Genomic DNA, 14481 nt, shown 5'->3' on the forward strand with positions numbered 1-14481 from the left:
GTCAACAGGCAGGCAATTTCTGGTTGCTGATTGTATCCTGGATTGAGCTAATGGAATCAATTTCCCCCTACAAGCCCGTACTAATGACAGTCCGGTAAACCACAGTCTGCTTGGCCTTAAGATAGGGTAAGTTATCAGTTAATCGCATTTTGCGCGGCATGCTTTTTTTTAATGGGATACAAATATTGCTTTCGTTGTTTTTTATTTCAGGTGGAAGTGAGTAATTTTCATATCTTCGAACGTGTGATTTTTCTCTGACTGGTGGTTAATCTGACGCATCAAATTTGATGTGATAGATGAAATTGAACATTTATCCTATGCTTTTTTGATGAGTAGATAACCCTCTGGGCAATAGTGAATATCAAGCAAGTTTTGACAGATAAGCTCAGAAGGTTATTGGTTTTTTATCCTATGGAGTATTAGTCGATTTCATCATAGTGAATCGCCACGGATAATCTAGACACTTCCGAGCCGTTGATAATACTGTTTTTCATATTCTGTCGGTGACATCTGTTCGCTAGAACCATGCCGACGCTTACTGTTATAAAACATTTCGATGTAATCAAAAATATCACTGCGGGCTTCTTCTCGCGTTCCGTAGATCTTTTTCTTTATCCGTTCACGTTTCAACAACTGGAAAAAACTTTCTGCAACCGCATTATCATGGCAGTTACCGCGACGGCTCATGCTACCCTCCAGGCCGTGTGATTTCAGGAACGACTGCCACTCATGGCTTGTGTACTGACTGCCCTGATCCGAATGAACCAGCACCTGTTTTTCGGGATTACGCCGCCATACAGCCATCAGCAGTGCGTTCAGGACAATGTCCTTTGTCATCCGGGATTGCATGGACCAGCCGATAATTTTGCGTGAGAACAGATCAACAACAACGGCAAGATACAGCCAGCCTTCGTGGGTCCTGATGTAGGTTATGTCCGTTACCCAACGCTCATCAGGAGCATCCGGATTGAACTGTCGCTGGAGCCTGTTGGGTGACACGATACTGGCCTCGCCTTTACGTGCCCGCGGGCTTCGGTATCCGACCTGAGCCTTTATTCCGACACGTTTCATCAGTCTCCAGACTCTGTTTACTCCGCACTGTTGCCCGCTGTCACGCAGATCCAGATGGATTTTGCGATAACCATAGACGCATCCCGATTCCAGCCAGAACTGTTTAATCTGTCCTGTCAGTCTCAGGTCTGCCTGATGGCGTTGTGAATGCGGCTGCTGAAGCCAGGCGTAAAAACCACTGGGATGAACATCCAGCACCCGACAGAGCAGGCGAACAGGCCAGCAACAGGAGTTGTCACGGATAAAGGCGTACCTCAGTCGGACAGCTTTGCGAAGTACGCCGCAGCTTTTTTTAATATGTCCCGTTCGTCGGTAACCCGTTTCAGCTCTTTCTGGAGACGGCGGATCTCGGCCTGAGCATCTGACTGTTCTTTATTAGTGGAAGAATCCGGACCGTACTTCTTTATCCAGGCATAAAGGCTGTGGGTGGTGATATCGAGACGTGTTGCAACGCTGGCAACAGAATAACCGCGATCAACAACCTGTTTGACTGCTTCAGTTTTAAACTCTTCGGGATAACGCTTACCGCTCATGGGCACCTCTCTTTAAGCCATCTTAAATGACTCTGAGGTGTCTGTTAAACCCGTGGCGATTCACTAGTGTGAACTCTTCATCTCCTTTGTAAATAAAAAAGGTAGAGCATATTTCATTGGACTTATTGATAGGTTGGAATAAGCAACATCCATTAGATTTTTCATTTGATATGAATATGCCGCTGTTCTCATTTATAACTCCGGAGCTAATAATCCATAATCCATTGATGTACCCTGAAAAATTAAATCCATAACGTAGTTGATGAAAATACACACCTTCTTTATATCCTCGCTTAGAATTAAAGATCGAACCATAGAAGCTCAAGTCGGCTGTAATATTGTACGAGAGGTTGTATCGTTCAATATTATCAGCAACATTTTCGTAAAAACTAACAGACAAATCACCAGCTAAATTTTTTGGCTCAAAAGCTAATGATATAGCACCTATTTTATTCCAGTGAATTAAGTCTTCACATTCGCAATTGAGCAATTTAGCAGCTCTTTCGAATGAGCAGTATTCTAAAGGCGCAATTCGGTTCTCTTTCCAGACGTTGCTATCCATCACCTCACCCTCGTGCGCACCTGATGAAAACCGAGGCAGGCAGCAGGTGTTACTGCTTTTCGCCTGACCGAGCTAGCCTCAGTTAGTTCGGTTAACTGCCAACAACTCGTAATTTCTTCATGTCATATGGTGCGACATGTTTATCCGAGTTTGCTTCAAGATAGTCTGACCACCACTGCATCATTCGGCGGCGCTCCTGCATATGCTGCGCCAGGTGAACATAAGCCGCACGTACCTCATTACGTTCCTGATGACTCATTTGCCGCTCTACGGCATCCCGTGACCACAATCCTGATTCGGTAAGAGCAGAGCAGGCCATTGCCCGGAAACCATGTAAGCAAATATCGGCCTGGGTATCATAACCCATAGTACGGAGCGCTTTATTAACTGTGTTCTCACTCATAGGCTTATAGGGGTTGCTATCGCCAGGAAAAATCAGCGTGTATTCACTGCTGATGGTTTTAATCGATTTCAATATGTCAATTGCCTGCGAAGACAGTGGTACTGCATGCCCACTGCCCATTTTAGCCCCACGTTCAGAGAATTTTACGCCTGCAATTTCTTCTCGCTGGCCAGGGATTGTCCACATGGCAGTTTCAAAATTTATCTCGTCCCAGCGAGCATGGCGAAGTTCGCTTGAACGAACGAATGTATGAAGAGAAAGTAACACGGCGAGTTTGGTGAGAGATCTGCCTGTGTACGTTTCAGTTTTCGTCATCAATTCTGGCAGGCGATCCAGAGGAAGGGCGGGGCGGTGTTTAGTTTTAGGACTCGTCAAAGCACCTTTCAGGTCGTGAGCTGGGTTGTACTCGACTATTCCACGCTGAACCGCATAGCGGAATACGCTGCTCATCGTTGTCTTTACTCTTCCCGTAGTAGCACCAATGCCTTGTTCGTTCATGCTGATAAGCAAGGGTAGCAGATCCCGTGTTTTTAAGTTGTCGATGGGTTTGCTACCGATGAGAGGAAATATGTGGTTTTCCATTTCCCTCAATATTTTATTACGAGTGATCTCTTTCCACTCAGGATGTCCCATCGTTCCGCCGTGCCACTCACGGGCTATAGCCTCGAAAGTCGGTGACGTTGGTTCAGTGCTTTCAGCTTTTTTTGCTTCACGTGGATCTCTGCCGTCGGCAAGCAGCTGTCTGGCTTCATCTCTGCGTTTACGTGCTGTTGTCAGTGGAACATCCGGATACACGCCTAGGGCTAATGTCGCCTGCTTACCAGCAAAGCGATAATTCATGCGCCAGTATTTGCCACCGGTCTTTTTGACCAACAGGTACAGGCTGCCACCATCCGTTAGCTTGTAATCGGAATTCTGTGGTTTGGCATTCTCGATCTGTTTGGGTGAAAGCTCGTTTATAGCCATAAGGGGCACCCCTCAAGAGGTAATTGATGGTATCTGGATATCGAACTGACGAATACCATCACTTATACCATCAGAGTGCTGTAATGTCATGAAGGTAATTGAAAGCTGTGTAAGAAGGAGTGTTGCTGAAAGGCCTGGTATTACTGGGTTTTAGAAATGAACTGAAGTGTTGTGAAATAACTCAATGGTGTCCCCTGCAGGAATCGAACCTGCAACTAGCCCTTAGGAGGGGCTCGTTATATCCATTTAACTAAGGGGACATATATCTAACTGATTTTCAAGCGTTCAGCTTGGGTCGCATGTTATCCTATCATTCCCCGTATCATCAAGCATTTCATTCCTTTTATTTCCTATCCTTTCTTATCTTTCCGCTTAGAAAATCACTTCGTTCACTTGCCATTGCGTACAGATTGAGTACAGAATGCTGAAATTCAGTGTGTACAGGATACAGAGCCGTGGCCCTTAGTGATACCAAACTTCGCAGCATCAATGCTAAGCCCTACAGCGGCGCACCCGAAGTCACAGATGGTGACGGTCTGAGTGTACGCATAACCCCGACAGGAACGATTACGTTTCAACATCGCTACCGTTGGAACGGTAAGCCAGTGCGCCTTACTATCGGACGCTATCCGGCAATGTCTCTGAAAGATGCTCGTGTCATCGTGGGTGAGATGCGCGAATTGTACCTCAAGGGACTAAACCCTAAAAATTATTTTGCTAAAGAAGATGGTGAGCTAACGCTCAAGGAGTGTCTCGACCAGTGGTGGAGCAAGTATGTTGAAACGCTGAAACCCAATACACAGACGCTTTATAAGTCGGTTGTGTACAACACCATGTACACAGAATTTCCAGATGCACCGGTAGTAAATATCCCTGTTTCAGCTTGGGTCAGGTTCTTCGACAAGCAGGAAAAGAAAAACGTTAAAAAGGCAAGGGTGCTGCTTCTCCAGCTCAGATCAGTTATGAACTGGTGTATAAGCCGACAGTTAATCGCTTCATGCGAAGTCTTGAAGCTCAGCGTTAAGAACATAGGCAAGAAACCTGATGTCGGTAGCCGGGTTCTCACCTATACCGAGTTGGCAAAAATATGGTTAGCGCTGGAAAACAACAAGATCGTTACCTCTAACAAGGTGCTTCATCAGCTTCTGTTGCTTTGGGGGGCAAGGTTGTCGGAACTTCGCCTTGCTACCGCCAGCGAGTTCAATATAGATGATCTGATTTGGACAACGCCAGCAGAACATTCCAAGATGGGTAACGTCATTCGTCGGCCTGTGTTTGATCAGGTGAAGCCTTATGTTGAGCGGCTGCTAAATGCAGGAAATAATGTACTGTTCCCAGGACAAGAGTTGGACAAACCTATAGATCGTTCGTCAGCGAATCTCTACATGAAAAAATTAAGGGATAAAATTGATATACCGGAATGGCGAACACATGACTTCAGGCGCTCGCTGGTGACGAATTTATCAGGGGAAGGGGTTATGCCCCATGTCACCGAAAAGATGCTGGGGCATGAACTGGGAGGCGTGATGGCGGTGTATAACAAACACGACTGGCTGGTGGAGCAGAAAGATGCGTATGAACTGTATGCTGATAAGATATTCTGGCATGTTAAACAGCTCGGTTGACGCCACCCTCATCTATCCATTTCATTACAGCTTTTCTGCTGTATCGGGAAGGGTAGGTAAGTACCGGATTAGGGAATCCGTGTTCTTTTCGTAAACGCCAGATTGCCGTTTTTTTCTTTTTGAGCAGGTCAAAAACTTCCTGCTCTTCCATAAAATCGGTAGTAGTCATGAGCACCTCATCAAAAATTACCGTTAAAAATGCACGCTCCACATCCACCGCGAGCACCTTCAGTACAGGCATCGCAGTGGTCTACTTTTTTTGTGCTGGTTCTTCCGCCTGAAGCGGTGCTGCTGCGAGCATGGCTTTGTATCCAGCGACATGTCCACGCCAGTTAGCGATTTCTGACAACCATGCATTCAGCATCTCATTCGTTGGCTCTTTCGGAACCATCACGTAGCCTGGAGGCGCAAGGTAGCGAACCTCCACCGAGCGATCAGGTTCAGATGCTAGGTCAATGCCGATTACCGGAGAGTTGCCAGCCTGGAGAATAGATTTCAGCGCTGCCCTTGGCATTGCCGACCAGGACAGAAATACGTCTGGCCTGTCGACATCTTCTGTCGGGAGAGTGTTTTCGATTTCGTCCAGCGCTTCACTTAGCTTCTGAAATGCGTCGTCTGGAACAACGTGGCACTCTTCGCCATCAACATCTTGCTGACAGCTATCATCTGCGAGTTCGAATGCGGACAAGCAAACATTGAGCAGCATTTCAATAACGCGACGGTGTTCTGCTGTTACGCAATTCTCCGGCACTACTGGCGCTGGCGGTGCACTGTAGAGAGGGCCTGGCGCAACATCGAAACGACGCCAGCGAATATCACAGATTCTTTCCTCATTCGGCGATGACCAGGCCACTACATCAGCAACAGGCTCCGACGCCAGTACCCCATCAATCACCTTCACGGCATCAGCCATTGCGTAGCCGAGATTACCGCCGTCGCTTTGTGCTGCTGCTTTGCTGAGTATTTCGCTTATCTGGTGCAGGCGCTTGAGTGATACAGGACCGTGCGCCGGGTGGTTGTTAGTTGTCATGCTGTAGTCTCTTTTTGATATTTTTCGAACCAGAACACAACCGGCTTTTCGATTACTTCAACCAGGCCAAAGCGTTCAGCGGTGCGGAAATTCACAGAGGTTTTTAATGCACGACCAGCCTGCATCGCTATCTGGTTGCGAAATTCCTCAATATCGAAAACAGATTTAAACAAGTTGCATGGAGCACATGCCGGGAACAAATTGCCGTAATTGTCATATTGAGGGCGATAAACTTCCCCTGTCTGTTTTAGCTTCCATTTCCCTTTCAGCCTGGCTTCTTCATCAATTACCAGTTTGCGATGGACAGCCTCAACATGGTCAGCATGCCAGCCTTTCTCTGGTAGTTCGCAGCCACAATAAGCACAGCGACCGCCAAACTTCATGCGTAGCTCTGCACGTTGTTTTTTCGTCAGCGCCATCTCACTCCCCCTTCACGCCAATGCCAGCGGCAATGCAGATTAGAATTGTTTTCAGTTGGTTAATCATGGCTAGCCTCGAGATCTTGTCGAAGATCATCATTATTTACTCGTGCCAGTACGAAGGACTGATAGTCCAGTTTGTCCATGATCGCGTCATGATCCACACCGTAAATGGCACAAAAGCGTAAATAATCAGGTAAGTAGACATCCATTTTACGTAGCGTCATCGTCAGTGCCGTAGCTTCGTAACCATTAAGTACATGCGCCATCAGGTCCGCTTTTTTAGTTTCTAAATCTGATATGCGCTTCTCTGCGGCTTCCAGCTTTTCACGCGCCTCCCGCATATCGTCACGCATAGCAATCGCAACTGCTTCAAGCGAATCTTTGTCGCGCTGTAGTTGGAGATTCTCATCCAGCAGCGCCAGCACTCGTTGCGCTAACCAACGTTTTTCTTCATCGCCATATGCATTGCCAGCTATCTCTTTGAGACGACCACTTCCAATATCACCGCCATCAGCGCGGTATGCCCGTTTGTTTAGTGCTGTCATTGGGCTGCCTCCATTGAGAATGTCCCTGCTGTAATAGCCATTGCAAGCCTTTGTGCTGCAGCTTTCTGTGCCGGAACGCTGGCAATTACCGTGGCTCTTTCTTTGCTGGCATCAGCACAAACACCATCCCATGAAGAGATAAGGAAGAAGTCTTCCAGCTCGGTCATTGTGGCTTTTGTTACCAGTTCTTCGATCATCTGCACGATGATATGCGCAGGGCGATGCCTCAGTAGTTCCTGGACTGCATAGCCAAACGCATTGATCATCACCGCATGGAATTGGATGTAGTCTCGCTTGTATTCAGCTGGTGATACACCGTGTCGGATACCGTCAATAGCCGTCAGCTTCAGCCACGCTTCCCAAAGGTCATAAATATCGGCAGTAGACAGCGCGTCGTCCCCGTTACCCGCGAATTTTGCAGTGGCATCGCCAATGGCCTTAAAACTTATCCAGAGATCACTTTTTGCAGGAACCACGCTGTGTTCAAAATCGGTGATCTCGGAGAACACTGAGTGAGTGGAGAGGAATGACACCATTGTCTGGGCAACCTGATCCCTGCCGTTATAAGCCATATTTATTGCTGCAGAAGGCTTAGATACGTTGTTATTGATATCAGAGAAAAATTGCTGGCGTGTCTTCAGTGGTAGTTGCAGAGTCATCATCAAAGGTACAAACAGGGGGGTATCGTATTCTCTGCAGAACATGGTTATACCTGCACCACGATGTTGCCCATCAAAAAGTTTAATTTCTGCGTCCATTGGGAACCGAACAACGCCTACGTTTGTATTGCCGAACTCTTCAAACTCCACATGTGAAGCACAGTTACCAACCAGTGGTGGGATGATGAAAGGCTCCTTATTTTCAGCAGCTGCCACTAGGTATTCGTAAAATTTTTTTACGCGTGATTTATTGAGTTCACGCTGAGAACGCTCAAGCGTGTGTCCGTAATTATCGGATGCAAGTACACGGGACAAGGTTCGCCCTGGAACGTTCATCAGAAGAATAAGCGTATTCCCCTGTAACCCGCGAGAGGCTGGGAATTCAAAGTAATATTCCATGCTTGATTTGCTCATCATAAAACCTCTTATCTTGCTTTTTCTACCAACGCAACCCACTGCGGAGCCAGAGTTTCTTCTGCCTTTGCCCGGCTACTGGCCGGTCCGTTAAGCTTCACGCTGTAATGGTCATACGGGCATCTGATACCACCCCAAACCCAGCCAAGATGATTGGGTTTCAGCGAGTATTCGGGCATGTTTCCGCATGTTGGGCATCTTGGTAAATCAGACTGTTTCATGACGAAATTCCCGAAGAATAGAGATAATTTCAGCCTGTATTGCTGGTGGCACTTCAATGGTCAGCACTTCACCAGAGTCCTCAGCACATGAAGAAATAAGCTCAAGAAACTTTCTTGCTTTTCCGGCATTAAACTGAGGATTAGCGATGCTCTTGGTTATTTTTTTCTTTCCTGCCGCTTCCGCTTTCTTCATCAGCCGGGAGGCTTCACGGTCTGCGTACACGCCATGCTCGCGGGAGATGCCGATCGCGATGGCATAATTCATGGAACCATCACGCACGAGCTTTTTGATATACGGGGTGCATTCGTGAAGTTGAAGGTGTTGCAGAATATCGGACTCAGAACGTTTAACTTTTGCCGCTATTTCTGAAGGACTCCAGCCCTGATTCTGAAGGCGATGATATGCAGCGCCACGTTCAAGAGGAGTAAGCGCCAATCCTTGCGAGCTGGTTACCATGAAGGCGATCTTGTCGGCTTCACTACCGACGAAATCTTTGCATTCCAGGCGCACAATGTCGTGGCCCATTTCGATAGCAGCCAGCGCACCGTGATAGCGGTGATGGCCGTCGATAACCTTCACGCCACGCTCGGTAACTTCCACGGCCAGCGGCGGGATGTATTCACCGGCAATAAACGCATCGCGGAATTCTTCAACATGCGCACGATTGAGTTCACGAACGTTGTAGCCTTCTTCGGCGTAAATTTTATCCAGCGGAACATTGTAGGTTTTGCGGGTAGTTAACCCGGCGTCTTTATCATTATAGAGCTGGCCTAAACTGGGCATGGTTACTCCTTCATGTAGTGGGAGAGTGCTTTGCTATGCGCCCGCAGGGCAGGCGCATAAAACAACACACGGTGGGATTAAACAGAGCCTTCGTAGATAGGCAGGTCTTCGCCGAGTTGGCTTTCCATATCGGTGACGATTTCCTGGAATGCGTGCTCAACAACTTTCTTCGGTTCGATCAGCTCATACCAGAGGACCAGTTGACCATCACGCAGGCGGTAGCGGATACGTGCATCGACCTGGTAAGGAGAGCCGTTGTGGAATGGTGAAATTGCCAGGCTGATTTTTTCCGGCATTTTGGTATTACCAGAACCTGATTTTTCATCGCTGAACTGGAACTGGCAGGTACCATCAGAAAGGCGTTTAACAGACTTAAACTCAGATTTGCGAGTCTCCTGGAATGCCAGAACCATTTCGAGTAGTTCAGTACCGGACGGGCCCTGGTATGAATCACTAACCGGCGCAACATTCTGAATATTGTTTTCCAGGAATTCAGCGAAGTTGATCTGGTCCATTTTGCTGCCATCGTTGGCAGTCCATGATTTCCAATCGTCGGAGAATGGACAGTCATAAACAGCTTTATGTGCAGCCCAGCTCGGATTGTCTGCGTTCTGGTGGAAATCCAGCACGGCGACAATGCGCGTTTTAGTTTTATCCGCGAAAACTACAGTACGTTCATCACGGAATCGCTGGATGTAAGCGATCAGCGAACCCGGAGAAATCAGGTTGGCGCTCTGACGAATACGCGACGGAGCCAGTTGCAGACTTTCGAGGGATTTGACTTCAAAGCCATCGGGTACAACAACTGACGGAATGTCCGTCTCGGTCTTCAGAGTTGCAGAGACCAGATCACGAATGTCGAGCACGGCAGAGCCTTCAATTTGAGACATTGAATATTTCCTTATCAGATTGGAATGGTTTTTTTGGTGGGTATTACTGAGCCAGCTTGATCGGTGCTGTTTGTGGTGCAGGTTCGATAACCTTTAAATCAAGCTGTGTTTGAGAGGGATCGTCACGCAGTAGATCGCCATCGGCGGTTGCGAACATGATGGTATCAGCGCGGTCCAGTTCAGGGATGGTTCGGGAGACCTTTGGCGTTACCTTCATGGTGTTTTCGTCACGGGTATTCAACATGGCGCAATTTAGCGTCAGCGTAACCGCACCTTTCTTGCCAGTCTCACGGACTGCTTTAATCACTTCGGCCAGCGCTTCGGTCAATTCAGCATCCAGTGTGCCTTTATTGATATAAGCCAGTTGCTGGCTGAATGGTGTGGTGTTCTTTGTTTCTGACATAGTTATCTCCAGTTATAAACGAGGATCGCCTTTCTGAGTGAGTAACCTGCATAACCAGCTACGCCGCCAGAAATTAGCGATTGTTTTTGGATTACGAACAGCCTGCACCCCACGAGTGACGCGCATCAGGTCGCCGTAGTAAAAATTAACGTTACGGAAGGTCATATAAGTCACCATATGATTAGGTATCCGGCAGGAGTTGAACCTGCGCTGGGTAGGGAGTCCCAGTCGACACCGGAAGCGGACACATTGAATAAAAAGGGCGGCTATCTGTCAGAACATTATCTTCTTCCTCCTGTGAGTTGGTTGAAGACCAGATAACCGCCAAGGCACAGCAACTATTAGAAATTAGTGATTAGCTCACTTTGGTGGTGTGGTGGCCGGTGCTTATCTTCGGCTTGTCTCGGTGGACTGCAATTCACCACACCCCAAAGGGAACTATGTTTAGCTAATGAGACGCCTGTCTTTTCACCACTTCAGGCTCGGTGGTATTCTTGGAGTTCTCACACAACCAAGAGGGATGTTTATGGGCGCTTTTGATAATCAGGAAATTACGTTACCCGCATGCCCCGAGTGCGGCACTAAGACGAAGAAGAAAATCGCTTGGCTTAAGTCGAACAAAAGTTTCACTTGTCGATGTGGGGCCACTATCAATGTCAATAGCAGCCAGCTTACTTCCGAAATCAGGAAGGTTGAGGATCAGTTGAAGAAGCTCTTTAAATAGTTCTTTATCGACAGATATCATTTCTTTATCAGGGATTGTTTTTTCAATCTCTGATTTTTTAATTGTGATTATTGTTTCCACGCATGCTTGACCAAGTGCCTTGCGGGCTTCAGAAACACCAGGTGCATTGTCAGAAATAAAACCAACTATTTTTCCACTTTTTAACGCAGCTCTGTACATATCAGCCAGCGCTGCGTTTTCCGCATCCTTCGCAGCATCGCCTGTAGGCTTCTCCAGCAGGTAAATCAGCACCGAAACATCACGCGAGGTTCTCTCATCTACGTCAGGATGAGTTGCTGCCTGTTTATGTGTGGAATATTCCAGGGCAGCATCAGAGGTCAGATTTAAAATAAGCTTATCAACAGTGTTCAATTCACGCTGAAGGAATTCTTTATGGGCGCGTGCAGATTTTAATTGCTCTATAGATTTGGATTTTTGCTGCATCCACTCATACATCTCTTCCTCTGAATAGTCTCCGGCACATACAGAAGGTTGTTTTTTCAACATAATCATCTCCGTAATCGTTACTTACTGCTGGTGGATTCAGCCCAACCCCCTCATACAGAAGGGGCTGGAATAAATCATTTTGCGCTTGCACACTTCCCCTGCCAGTGCTGCCCATTCACGCACGATTAATATCGTGGCTAACCCTCCCACCGACCGGATCGCGCCCGGTGACACGTCGCATTTATGCGTAGGGGTCTAAACAGGTTTCATGTGCTGTTCCGACTTTGCTGATTGTTAAAGAGCGTGCCTGTCTTTTCACCACATCAGGCTCGGTGGTATCCTTCTAAGCCCCTACAACATCGAAGGAATTGCACATGACAAGATCAGATGTCATATTGCGCTGCTTACTGAACTCTGGTTGCAGCCTTACCGAAGAAGACATTAAGGAGCGCATTAAGCTTGTTTTCGCCGAGGCATATCCGAGAGAAAAATACTCAAAATGGGATATGGAAATTAACGACGAAACCGGAAAGCAAATAATCAAAACCGTTGGTCGCGCCTCACAGATCAGGGTTGATTTGTTCATCCGGGACTTGTGGGATATTCACTGAGCCGATAAAACTAAACCCGTGCCCATTGATAGTGCGGCCACTTTTATTTGCTTCTCGTTCGAGGCTCTCCCTATCACTCAGGAGGGCTTTGATAACTCCATCCAGGAACAACAGATAGTCTGCTGCTACGGCAGTCTCTGTGTTGAGAAACGCCAGCGGAGCGCCATTCACCAAAAGCTCAATCGTTCGTCCTGGCTTGCTCTTCTGCATAACCACCTCATTAATTGTCAAAATCACATCTGCGAATCATCCGGTTATTCATACGCCACCGGCGGCTACTTCGTGGGCGTCCTGCCTGTTCGCTTGCCTGTGTAACTAAAGGTACCTTTTGTTACCTTGGCAGTCAAGTGCGATATGTACCTATAGTTACATTGAGCGGTAAAAAAATAGCCGAAGGTAACTTCGGCTATAGAGGGAGAGGGGAGGGGGAATTAAAGGTTTTGTGTAATCTGTACTACTCGGCCAACAATTCTACAGTTCCCATCGATCTGAATTGGTTTGAAAATCGGGTTAAGTGGCATGAGATAGGCATATGGACTATCCCAAACCAGCTTTTTGACCGTAGCCTCTGTTGAACCATCTAACATAGCCACGACAATCTTTCCATACAGATCATCAAGTTGACCATAATGCGGCTCAACTATAACAATTGAACCTTCTGGAATTGATGGTAGTCCGTGAGGGTTAGTCATTGATTCGCCTCTTACTTCAAGCCCGAAAGCTTCATCGGAGACGTTAGCAGTCGTTTGTGTCCAGCAAATCACATCAGTAAGCCTTGAGCTGGCGTAAGTATCGGTCCACACACCTGCCTGAACGGCAGATATAACAGGTACAGTCACTGGCGGTTTAAGAAAGGGCATCACCTTAATATCGTCTTTAGCTACCTCTCCTTCACCATAGAGAATCCACTCCGGGCTTACCTGGAGAGCCAAAGCAAGTTGATGAAGATTTTCCCCATCAGGCTTGGTTGTGCCGTTTTCCCACTTTGTTACAGATACACGACTGACCCCAAGTTTTTTGGCGAGGGTTGATTGCGTTATGTCGAGCTGAACTCTGCGGGAGCGGATTCGATCTTTCATTTCTGTTTTCATGTAACCAATGTTACCAATGATTGAAGTAACTTTTGTTTGCTATTTATGGTACCTTTTGTTACCTTCGGTTCATCAGATAACAGGAGTAACCATGCGAAAACATGAAGTCATAGAGTATTTCGGCGGTGTGTCAAAAACCGCCAGTACTTTAGGGATTTCTCATCCGGCGGTTTGCCGCTGGGGTGAGGTGATCCCTGAAAAACAGGCATTTGTTATTGAGCGCCTCACAAATGGAAAGCTTAAGTACGACGCCAATCTTTACCAAAAGTCTACCAATGCTGGCGTGCAATAGTAACCACAGAATCAAGGGGTTAACCGTGGGTAACGAACCTGAGTGGAAAGTCGAACGCCAACCAGCATGGCTGGTGGCTGCTATCAGAAAAACCATTGCGACATTGCCCGGTGGTTACGCCGAGGCGGCTGAAATCATTGATACATCACAAGACGCTCTTTTTAACCGCTTACGCGCTGGTGGTGATCAAATCTTCCCTATGGGGTGGGCGATGGTGCTGCAAAGGGCTGCAGGTGTCAGCTATGTCGCTGATGCGTTCTCACGGCAGACAGATAACGGGATTCATATCCCCGGTGCCGCGCCTGACTCAGAGAACCAGGAGATCGGTTTAAAACTTGCTGAGCTGGTGGGGCATTTGGGGGATTTGGTCAATGCGTACCGACACTACATCGACGATGGAGTGGTTGATAAGAACGAGTGGACCAGCCTGAACGACATAGCCTACGAGTTCAGAGTGACGCTGATGACATTTCTCAACCTGATTTCTCGCGTCTACTGCATTCCAAAGCCGGATGACGATGCGGACTGATTAAGTAATTGCCCAATGCGCTAATCGCGCCGGAGGGCTAATGCACCAAAACGAATATTTTCATGTGACCATGCCCACGGTTTTTTCTCGTGAGGACGCCCCGTGGATTAAACAGCAGTTAGCAACACTCCCGGCAGGTATGCGGGAAAAAATCGCGATGGCGTATGCGCAGGCGTACCAGGAGGCGTTCGACGCAGAACCGGTGTCTTTCCGGCAGCAGAACGCAGCACGACGAACGGCAAACCGCCGATTGCGAGAG

General features: G+C 47.5%; 19 protein-coding genes and 1 tRNA gene. 3 read left to right on the forward strand and 17 right to left on the reverse strand.

Going from position 1 to position 14481, the window contains the following annotated elements; all coding sequences use genetic code 11:
• Window positions 1–456: 456 nt before the first annotated feature.
• From HV334_RS07530 to HV334_RS07545, 4 genes are all read right to left on the reverse strand, one after another.
• Window positions 457–1604 (reverse strand): IS3 family transposase gene (locus HV334_RS07530; RefSeq protein ID WP_131020090.1). Its coding sequence is split into 2 segments (ribosomal slippage): window positions 457–1355 and window positions 1355–1604, totalling 1149 coding nucleotides; the frame shifts between segments, so codons are not numbered across the junction.
• A gap of 22 nt (window positions 1605–1626) precedes the next feature.
• Window positions 1627–2166, reverse strand: a complete 540-nt coding sequence (locus tag HV334_RS07535; protein ID WP_181221365.1) for a hypothetical protein — start codon at window positions 2164–2166, stop codon at window positions 1627–1629.
• A 91-nt stretch (window positions 2167–2257) separates the two neighbouring features.
• Window positions 2258–3535, reverse strand: a complete 1278-nt coding sequence (locus HV334_RS07540) for an integrase arm-type DNA-binding domain-containing protein (RefSeq protein WP_049002101.1) — start codon at window positions 3533–3535, stop codon at window positions 2258–2260.
• Between the two features lie 185 nt (window positions 3536–3720).
• Window positions 3721–3795 (reverse strand) — tRNA-Arg (locus HV334_RS07545).
• A 195-nt stretch (window positions 3796–3990) separates the two neighbouring features.
• On the opposite strand from HV334_RS07545, the gene HV334_RS07550 reads away from it, so the two are divergent.
• On the forward strand, window positions 3991–5160 hold the full coding sequence (locus HV334_RS07550) for a site-specific integrase (RefSeq protein WP_088731839.1): 1170 nt from the start codon (window positions 3991–3993) through the stop codon (window positions 5158–5160).
• On the opposite strand, the gene HV334_RS07555 is transcribed toward HV334_RS07550, so the two are convergent.
• From HV334_RS07555 to HV334_RS07615, 13 genes are all read right to left on the reverse strand, one after another.
• Window positions 5144–5329, reverse strand: coding sequence for a hypothetical protein (locus tag HV334_RS07555; RefSeq protein WP_099531370.1), 186 nt, complete (start codon window positions 5327–5329; stop codon window positions 5144–5146). The genes HV334_RS07550 and HV334_RS07555 overlap by 17 nt on opposite strands.
• Window positions 5330–5410: 81 nt before the next feature.
• Complete coding sequence (locus tag HV334_RS25270) at window positions 5411–6190, reverse strand: hypothetical protein (RefSeq protein ID WP_249415059.1); 780 nt, start codon at window positions 6188–6190, stop codon at window positions 5411–5413.
• Window positions 6187–6609 carry an HNH endonuclease gene (locus HV334_RS07565; RefSeq protein WP_181221366.1) on the reverse strand — a complete coding sequence of 141 codons (423 nt, stop codon included), beginning with the start codon at window positions 6607–6609 and terminating at the stop codon, window positions 6187–6189. Before HV334_RS07565 ends, HV334_RS25270 begins: the two co-directional genes overlap by 4 nt.
• 59 nt (window positions 6610–6668) lie before the next feature.
• On the reverse strand, window positions 6669–7157 hold the full coding sequence (locus HV334_RS07570; protein ID WP_181221367.1) for an ead/Ea22-like family protein: 489 nt from the start codon (window positions 7155–7157) through the stop codon (window positions 6669–6671).
• Window positions 7154–8230, reverse strand: coding sequence for a DGQHR domain-containing protein (locus HV334_RS07575; RefSeq protein ID WP_181221866.1), 1077 nt, complete (start codon window positions 8228–8230; stop codon window positions 7154–7156). The genes HV334_RS07570 and HV334_RS07575 overlap by 4 nt, the downstream gene beginning before the upstream one ends.
• 11 nt (window positions 8231–8241) lie before the next feature.
• Complete coding sequence (locus tag HV334_RS07580) at window positions 8242–8409, reverse strand: hypothetical protein (RefSeq protein ID WP_249415060.1); 168 nt, start codon at window positions 8407–8409, stop codon at window positions 8242–8244.
• Window positions 8410–8437: 28 nt separating this feature from the next.
• A complete protein-coding gene (locus tag HV334_RS07585) occupies window positions 8438–9235 on the reverse strand; it encodes a DNA-binding protein (protein WP_181221369.1) in 798 nt (265 codons plus the stop codon).
• A gap of 77 nt (window positions 9236–9312) precedes the next feature.
• Entirely contained in the window at window positions 9313–10125 is an 813-nt protein-coding gene (locus HV334_RS07590) for a DUF2303 family protein (protein WP_181221370.1), read from the reverse strand.
• Window positions 10126–10168: 43 nt separating this feature from the next.
• Entirely contained in the window at window positions 10169–10528 is a 360-nt protein-coding gene (locus HV334_RS07595) for a hypothetical protein (RefSeq protein WP_103284074.1), read from the reverse strand.
• A gap of 12 nt (window positions 10529–10540) precedes the next feature.
• Window positions 10541–10693 (reverse strand): hypothetical protein, encoded by a 153-nt coding sequence (locus HV334_RS07600; RefSeq protein WP_162875782.1) that lies wholly within the window; start codon window positions 10691–10693, stop codon window positions 10541–10543.
• Window positions 10694–11084: 391 nt separating this feature from the next.
• Window positions 11085–11759, reverse strand: coding sequence for a hypothetical protein (locus tag HV334_RS25275; RefSeq protein WP_249415061.1), 675 nt, complete (start codon window positions 11757–11759; stop codon window positions 11085–11087).
• 500 nt (window positions 11760–12259) lie between these two features.
• A complete protein-coding gene (locus HV334_RS07610; RefSeq protein WP_181221371.1) occupies window positions 12260–12520 on the reverse strand; it encodes a hypothetical protein in 261 nt (86 codons plus the stop codon).
• Between the two features lie 221 nt (window positions 12521–12741).
• The gene (locus tag HV334_RS07615) at window positions 12742–13401 is read right to left on the reverse strand and encodes a S24 family peptidase (protein ID WP_181221372.1); all 660 of its coding nucleotides are present in this window, start codon (window positions 13399–13401) and stop codon (window positions 12742–12744) included.
• A 91-nt stretch (window positions 13402–13492) separates the two neighbouring features.
• Here HV334_RS07615 and HV334_RS07620 point away from each other — a divergent pair, with 91 nt between their 5' ends.
• Together HV334_RS07620 and HV334_RS07625 are read left to right on the forward strand one after the other, a co-directional pair.
• A complete protein-coding gene (locus tag HV334_RS07620) occupies window positions 13493–13693 on the forward strand; it encodes a Cro/CI family transcriptional regulator (protein ID WP_085048962.1) in 201 nt (66 codons plus the stop codon).
• A 25-nt stretch (window positions 13694–13718) separates the two neighbouring features.
• Window positions 13719–14222 (forward strand): YmfL family putative regulatory protein, encoded by a 504-nt coding sequence (locus tag HV334_RS07625; protein ID WP_181221373.1) that lies wholly within the window; start codon window positions 13719–13721, stop codon window positions 14220–14222.
• The last annotated feature ends 259 nt before the right edge of the window (window positions 14223–14481 follow it).

This window comes from Citrobacter sp. RHBSTW-00944, from assembly GCF_013615435.1.
Classification (GTDB): Bacteria; Pseudomonadota; Gammaproteobacteria; order Enterobacterales; family Enterobacteriaceae; genus Citrobacter; species Citrobacter braakii.

Excerpts from the sequence above, each read along its gene's own strand:
- HV334_RS07535 (WP_181221365.1), bottom strand. The coding sequence starts at position 2,166 with ATGGATAGCAACGTCTGGAAAGAGAACCGAATTGCGCCTTTAGAATAC.
- HV334_RS07540 (WP_049002101.1), bottom strand. The coding sequence starts at position 3,535 with ATGGCTATAAACGAGCTTTCACCCAAACAGATCGAGAATGCCAAACCA.
- HV334_RS07555 (WP_099531370.1), bottom strand. The coding sequence starts at position 5,329 with ATGACTACTACCGATTTTATGGAAGAGCAGGAAGTTTTTGACCTGCTC.
- HV334_RS25270 (WP_249415059.1), bottom strand. The coding sequence starts at position 6,190 with ATGACAACTAACAACCACCCGGCGCACGGTCCTGTATCACTCAAGCGC.
- HV334_RS07565 (WP_181221366.1), bottom strand. The coding sequence starts at position 6,609 with ATGGCGCTGACGAAAAAACAACGTGCAGAGCTACGCATGAAGTTTGGC.
- HV334_RS07570 (WP_181221367.1), bottom strand. The coding sequence starts at position 7,157 with ATGACAGCACTAAACAAACGGGCATACCGCGCTGATGGCGGTGATATT.
- HV334_RS07575 (WP_181221866.1), bottom strand. The coding sequence starts at position 8,230 with ATGAGCAAATCAAGCATGGAATATTACTTTGAATTCCCAGCCTCTCGC.
- HV334_RS07580 (WP_249415060.1), bottom strand. The coding sequence starts at position 8,409 with ATGCCCGAATACTCGCTGAAACCCAATCATCTTGGCTGGGTTTGGGGT.
- HV334_RS07585 (WP_181221369.1), bottom strand. The coding sequence starts at position 9,235 with ATGCCCAGTTTAGGCCAGCTCTATAATGATAAAGACGCCGGGTTAACT.
- HV334_RS07590 (WP_181221370.1), bottom strand. The coding sequence starts at position 10,125 with ATGTCTCAAATTGAAGGCTCTGCCGTGCTCGACATTCGTGATCTGGTC.
- HV334_RS07595 (WP_103284074.1), bottom strand. The coding sequence starts at position 10,528 with ATGTCAGAAACAAAGAACACCACACCATTCAGCCAGCAACTGGCTTAT.
- HV334_RS07600 (WP_162875782.1), bottom strand. The coding sequence starts at position 10,693 with ATGACCTTCCGTAACGTTAATTTTTACTACGGCGACCTGATGCGCGTC.
- HV334_RS25275 (WP_249415061.1), bottom strand. The coding sequence starts at position 11,759 with ATGTTGAAAAAACAACCTTCTGTATGTGCCGGAGACTATTCAGAGGAA.
- HV334_RS07610 (WP_181221371.1), bottom strand. The coding sequence starts at position 12,520 with ATGCAGAAGAGCAAGCCAGGACGAACGATTGAGCTTTTGGTGAATGGC.
- HV334_RS07615 (WP_181221372.1), bottom strand. The coding sequence starts at position 13,401 with ATGAAAACAGAAATGAAAGATCGAATCCGCTCCCGCAGAGTTCAGCTC.
- HV334_RS07620 (WP_085048962.1), top strand. The coding sequence starts at position 13,493 with ATGCGAAAACATGAAGTCATAGAGTATTTCGGCGGTGTGTCAAAAACC.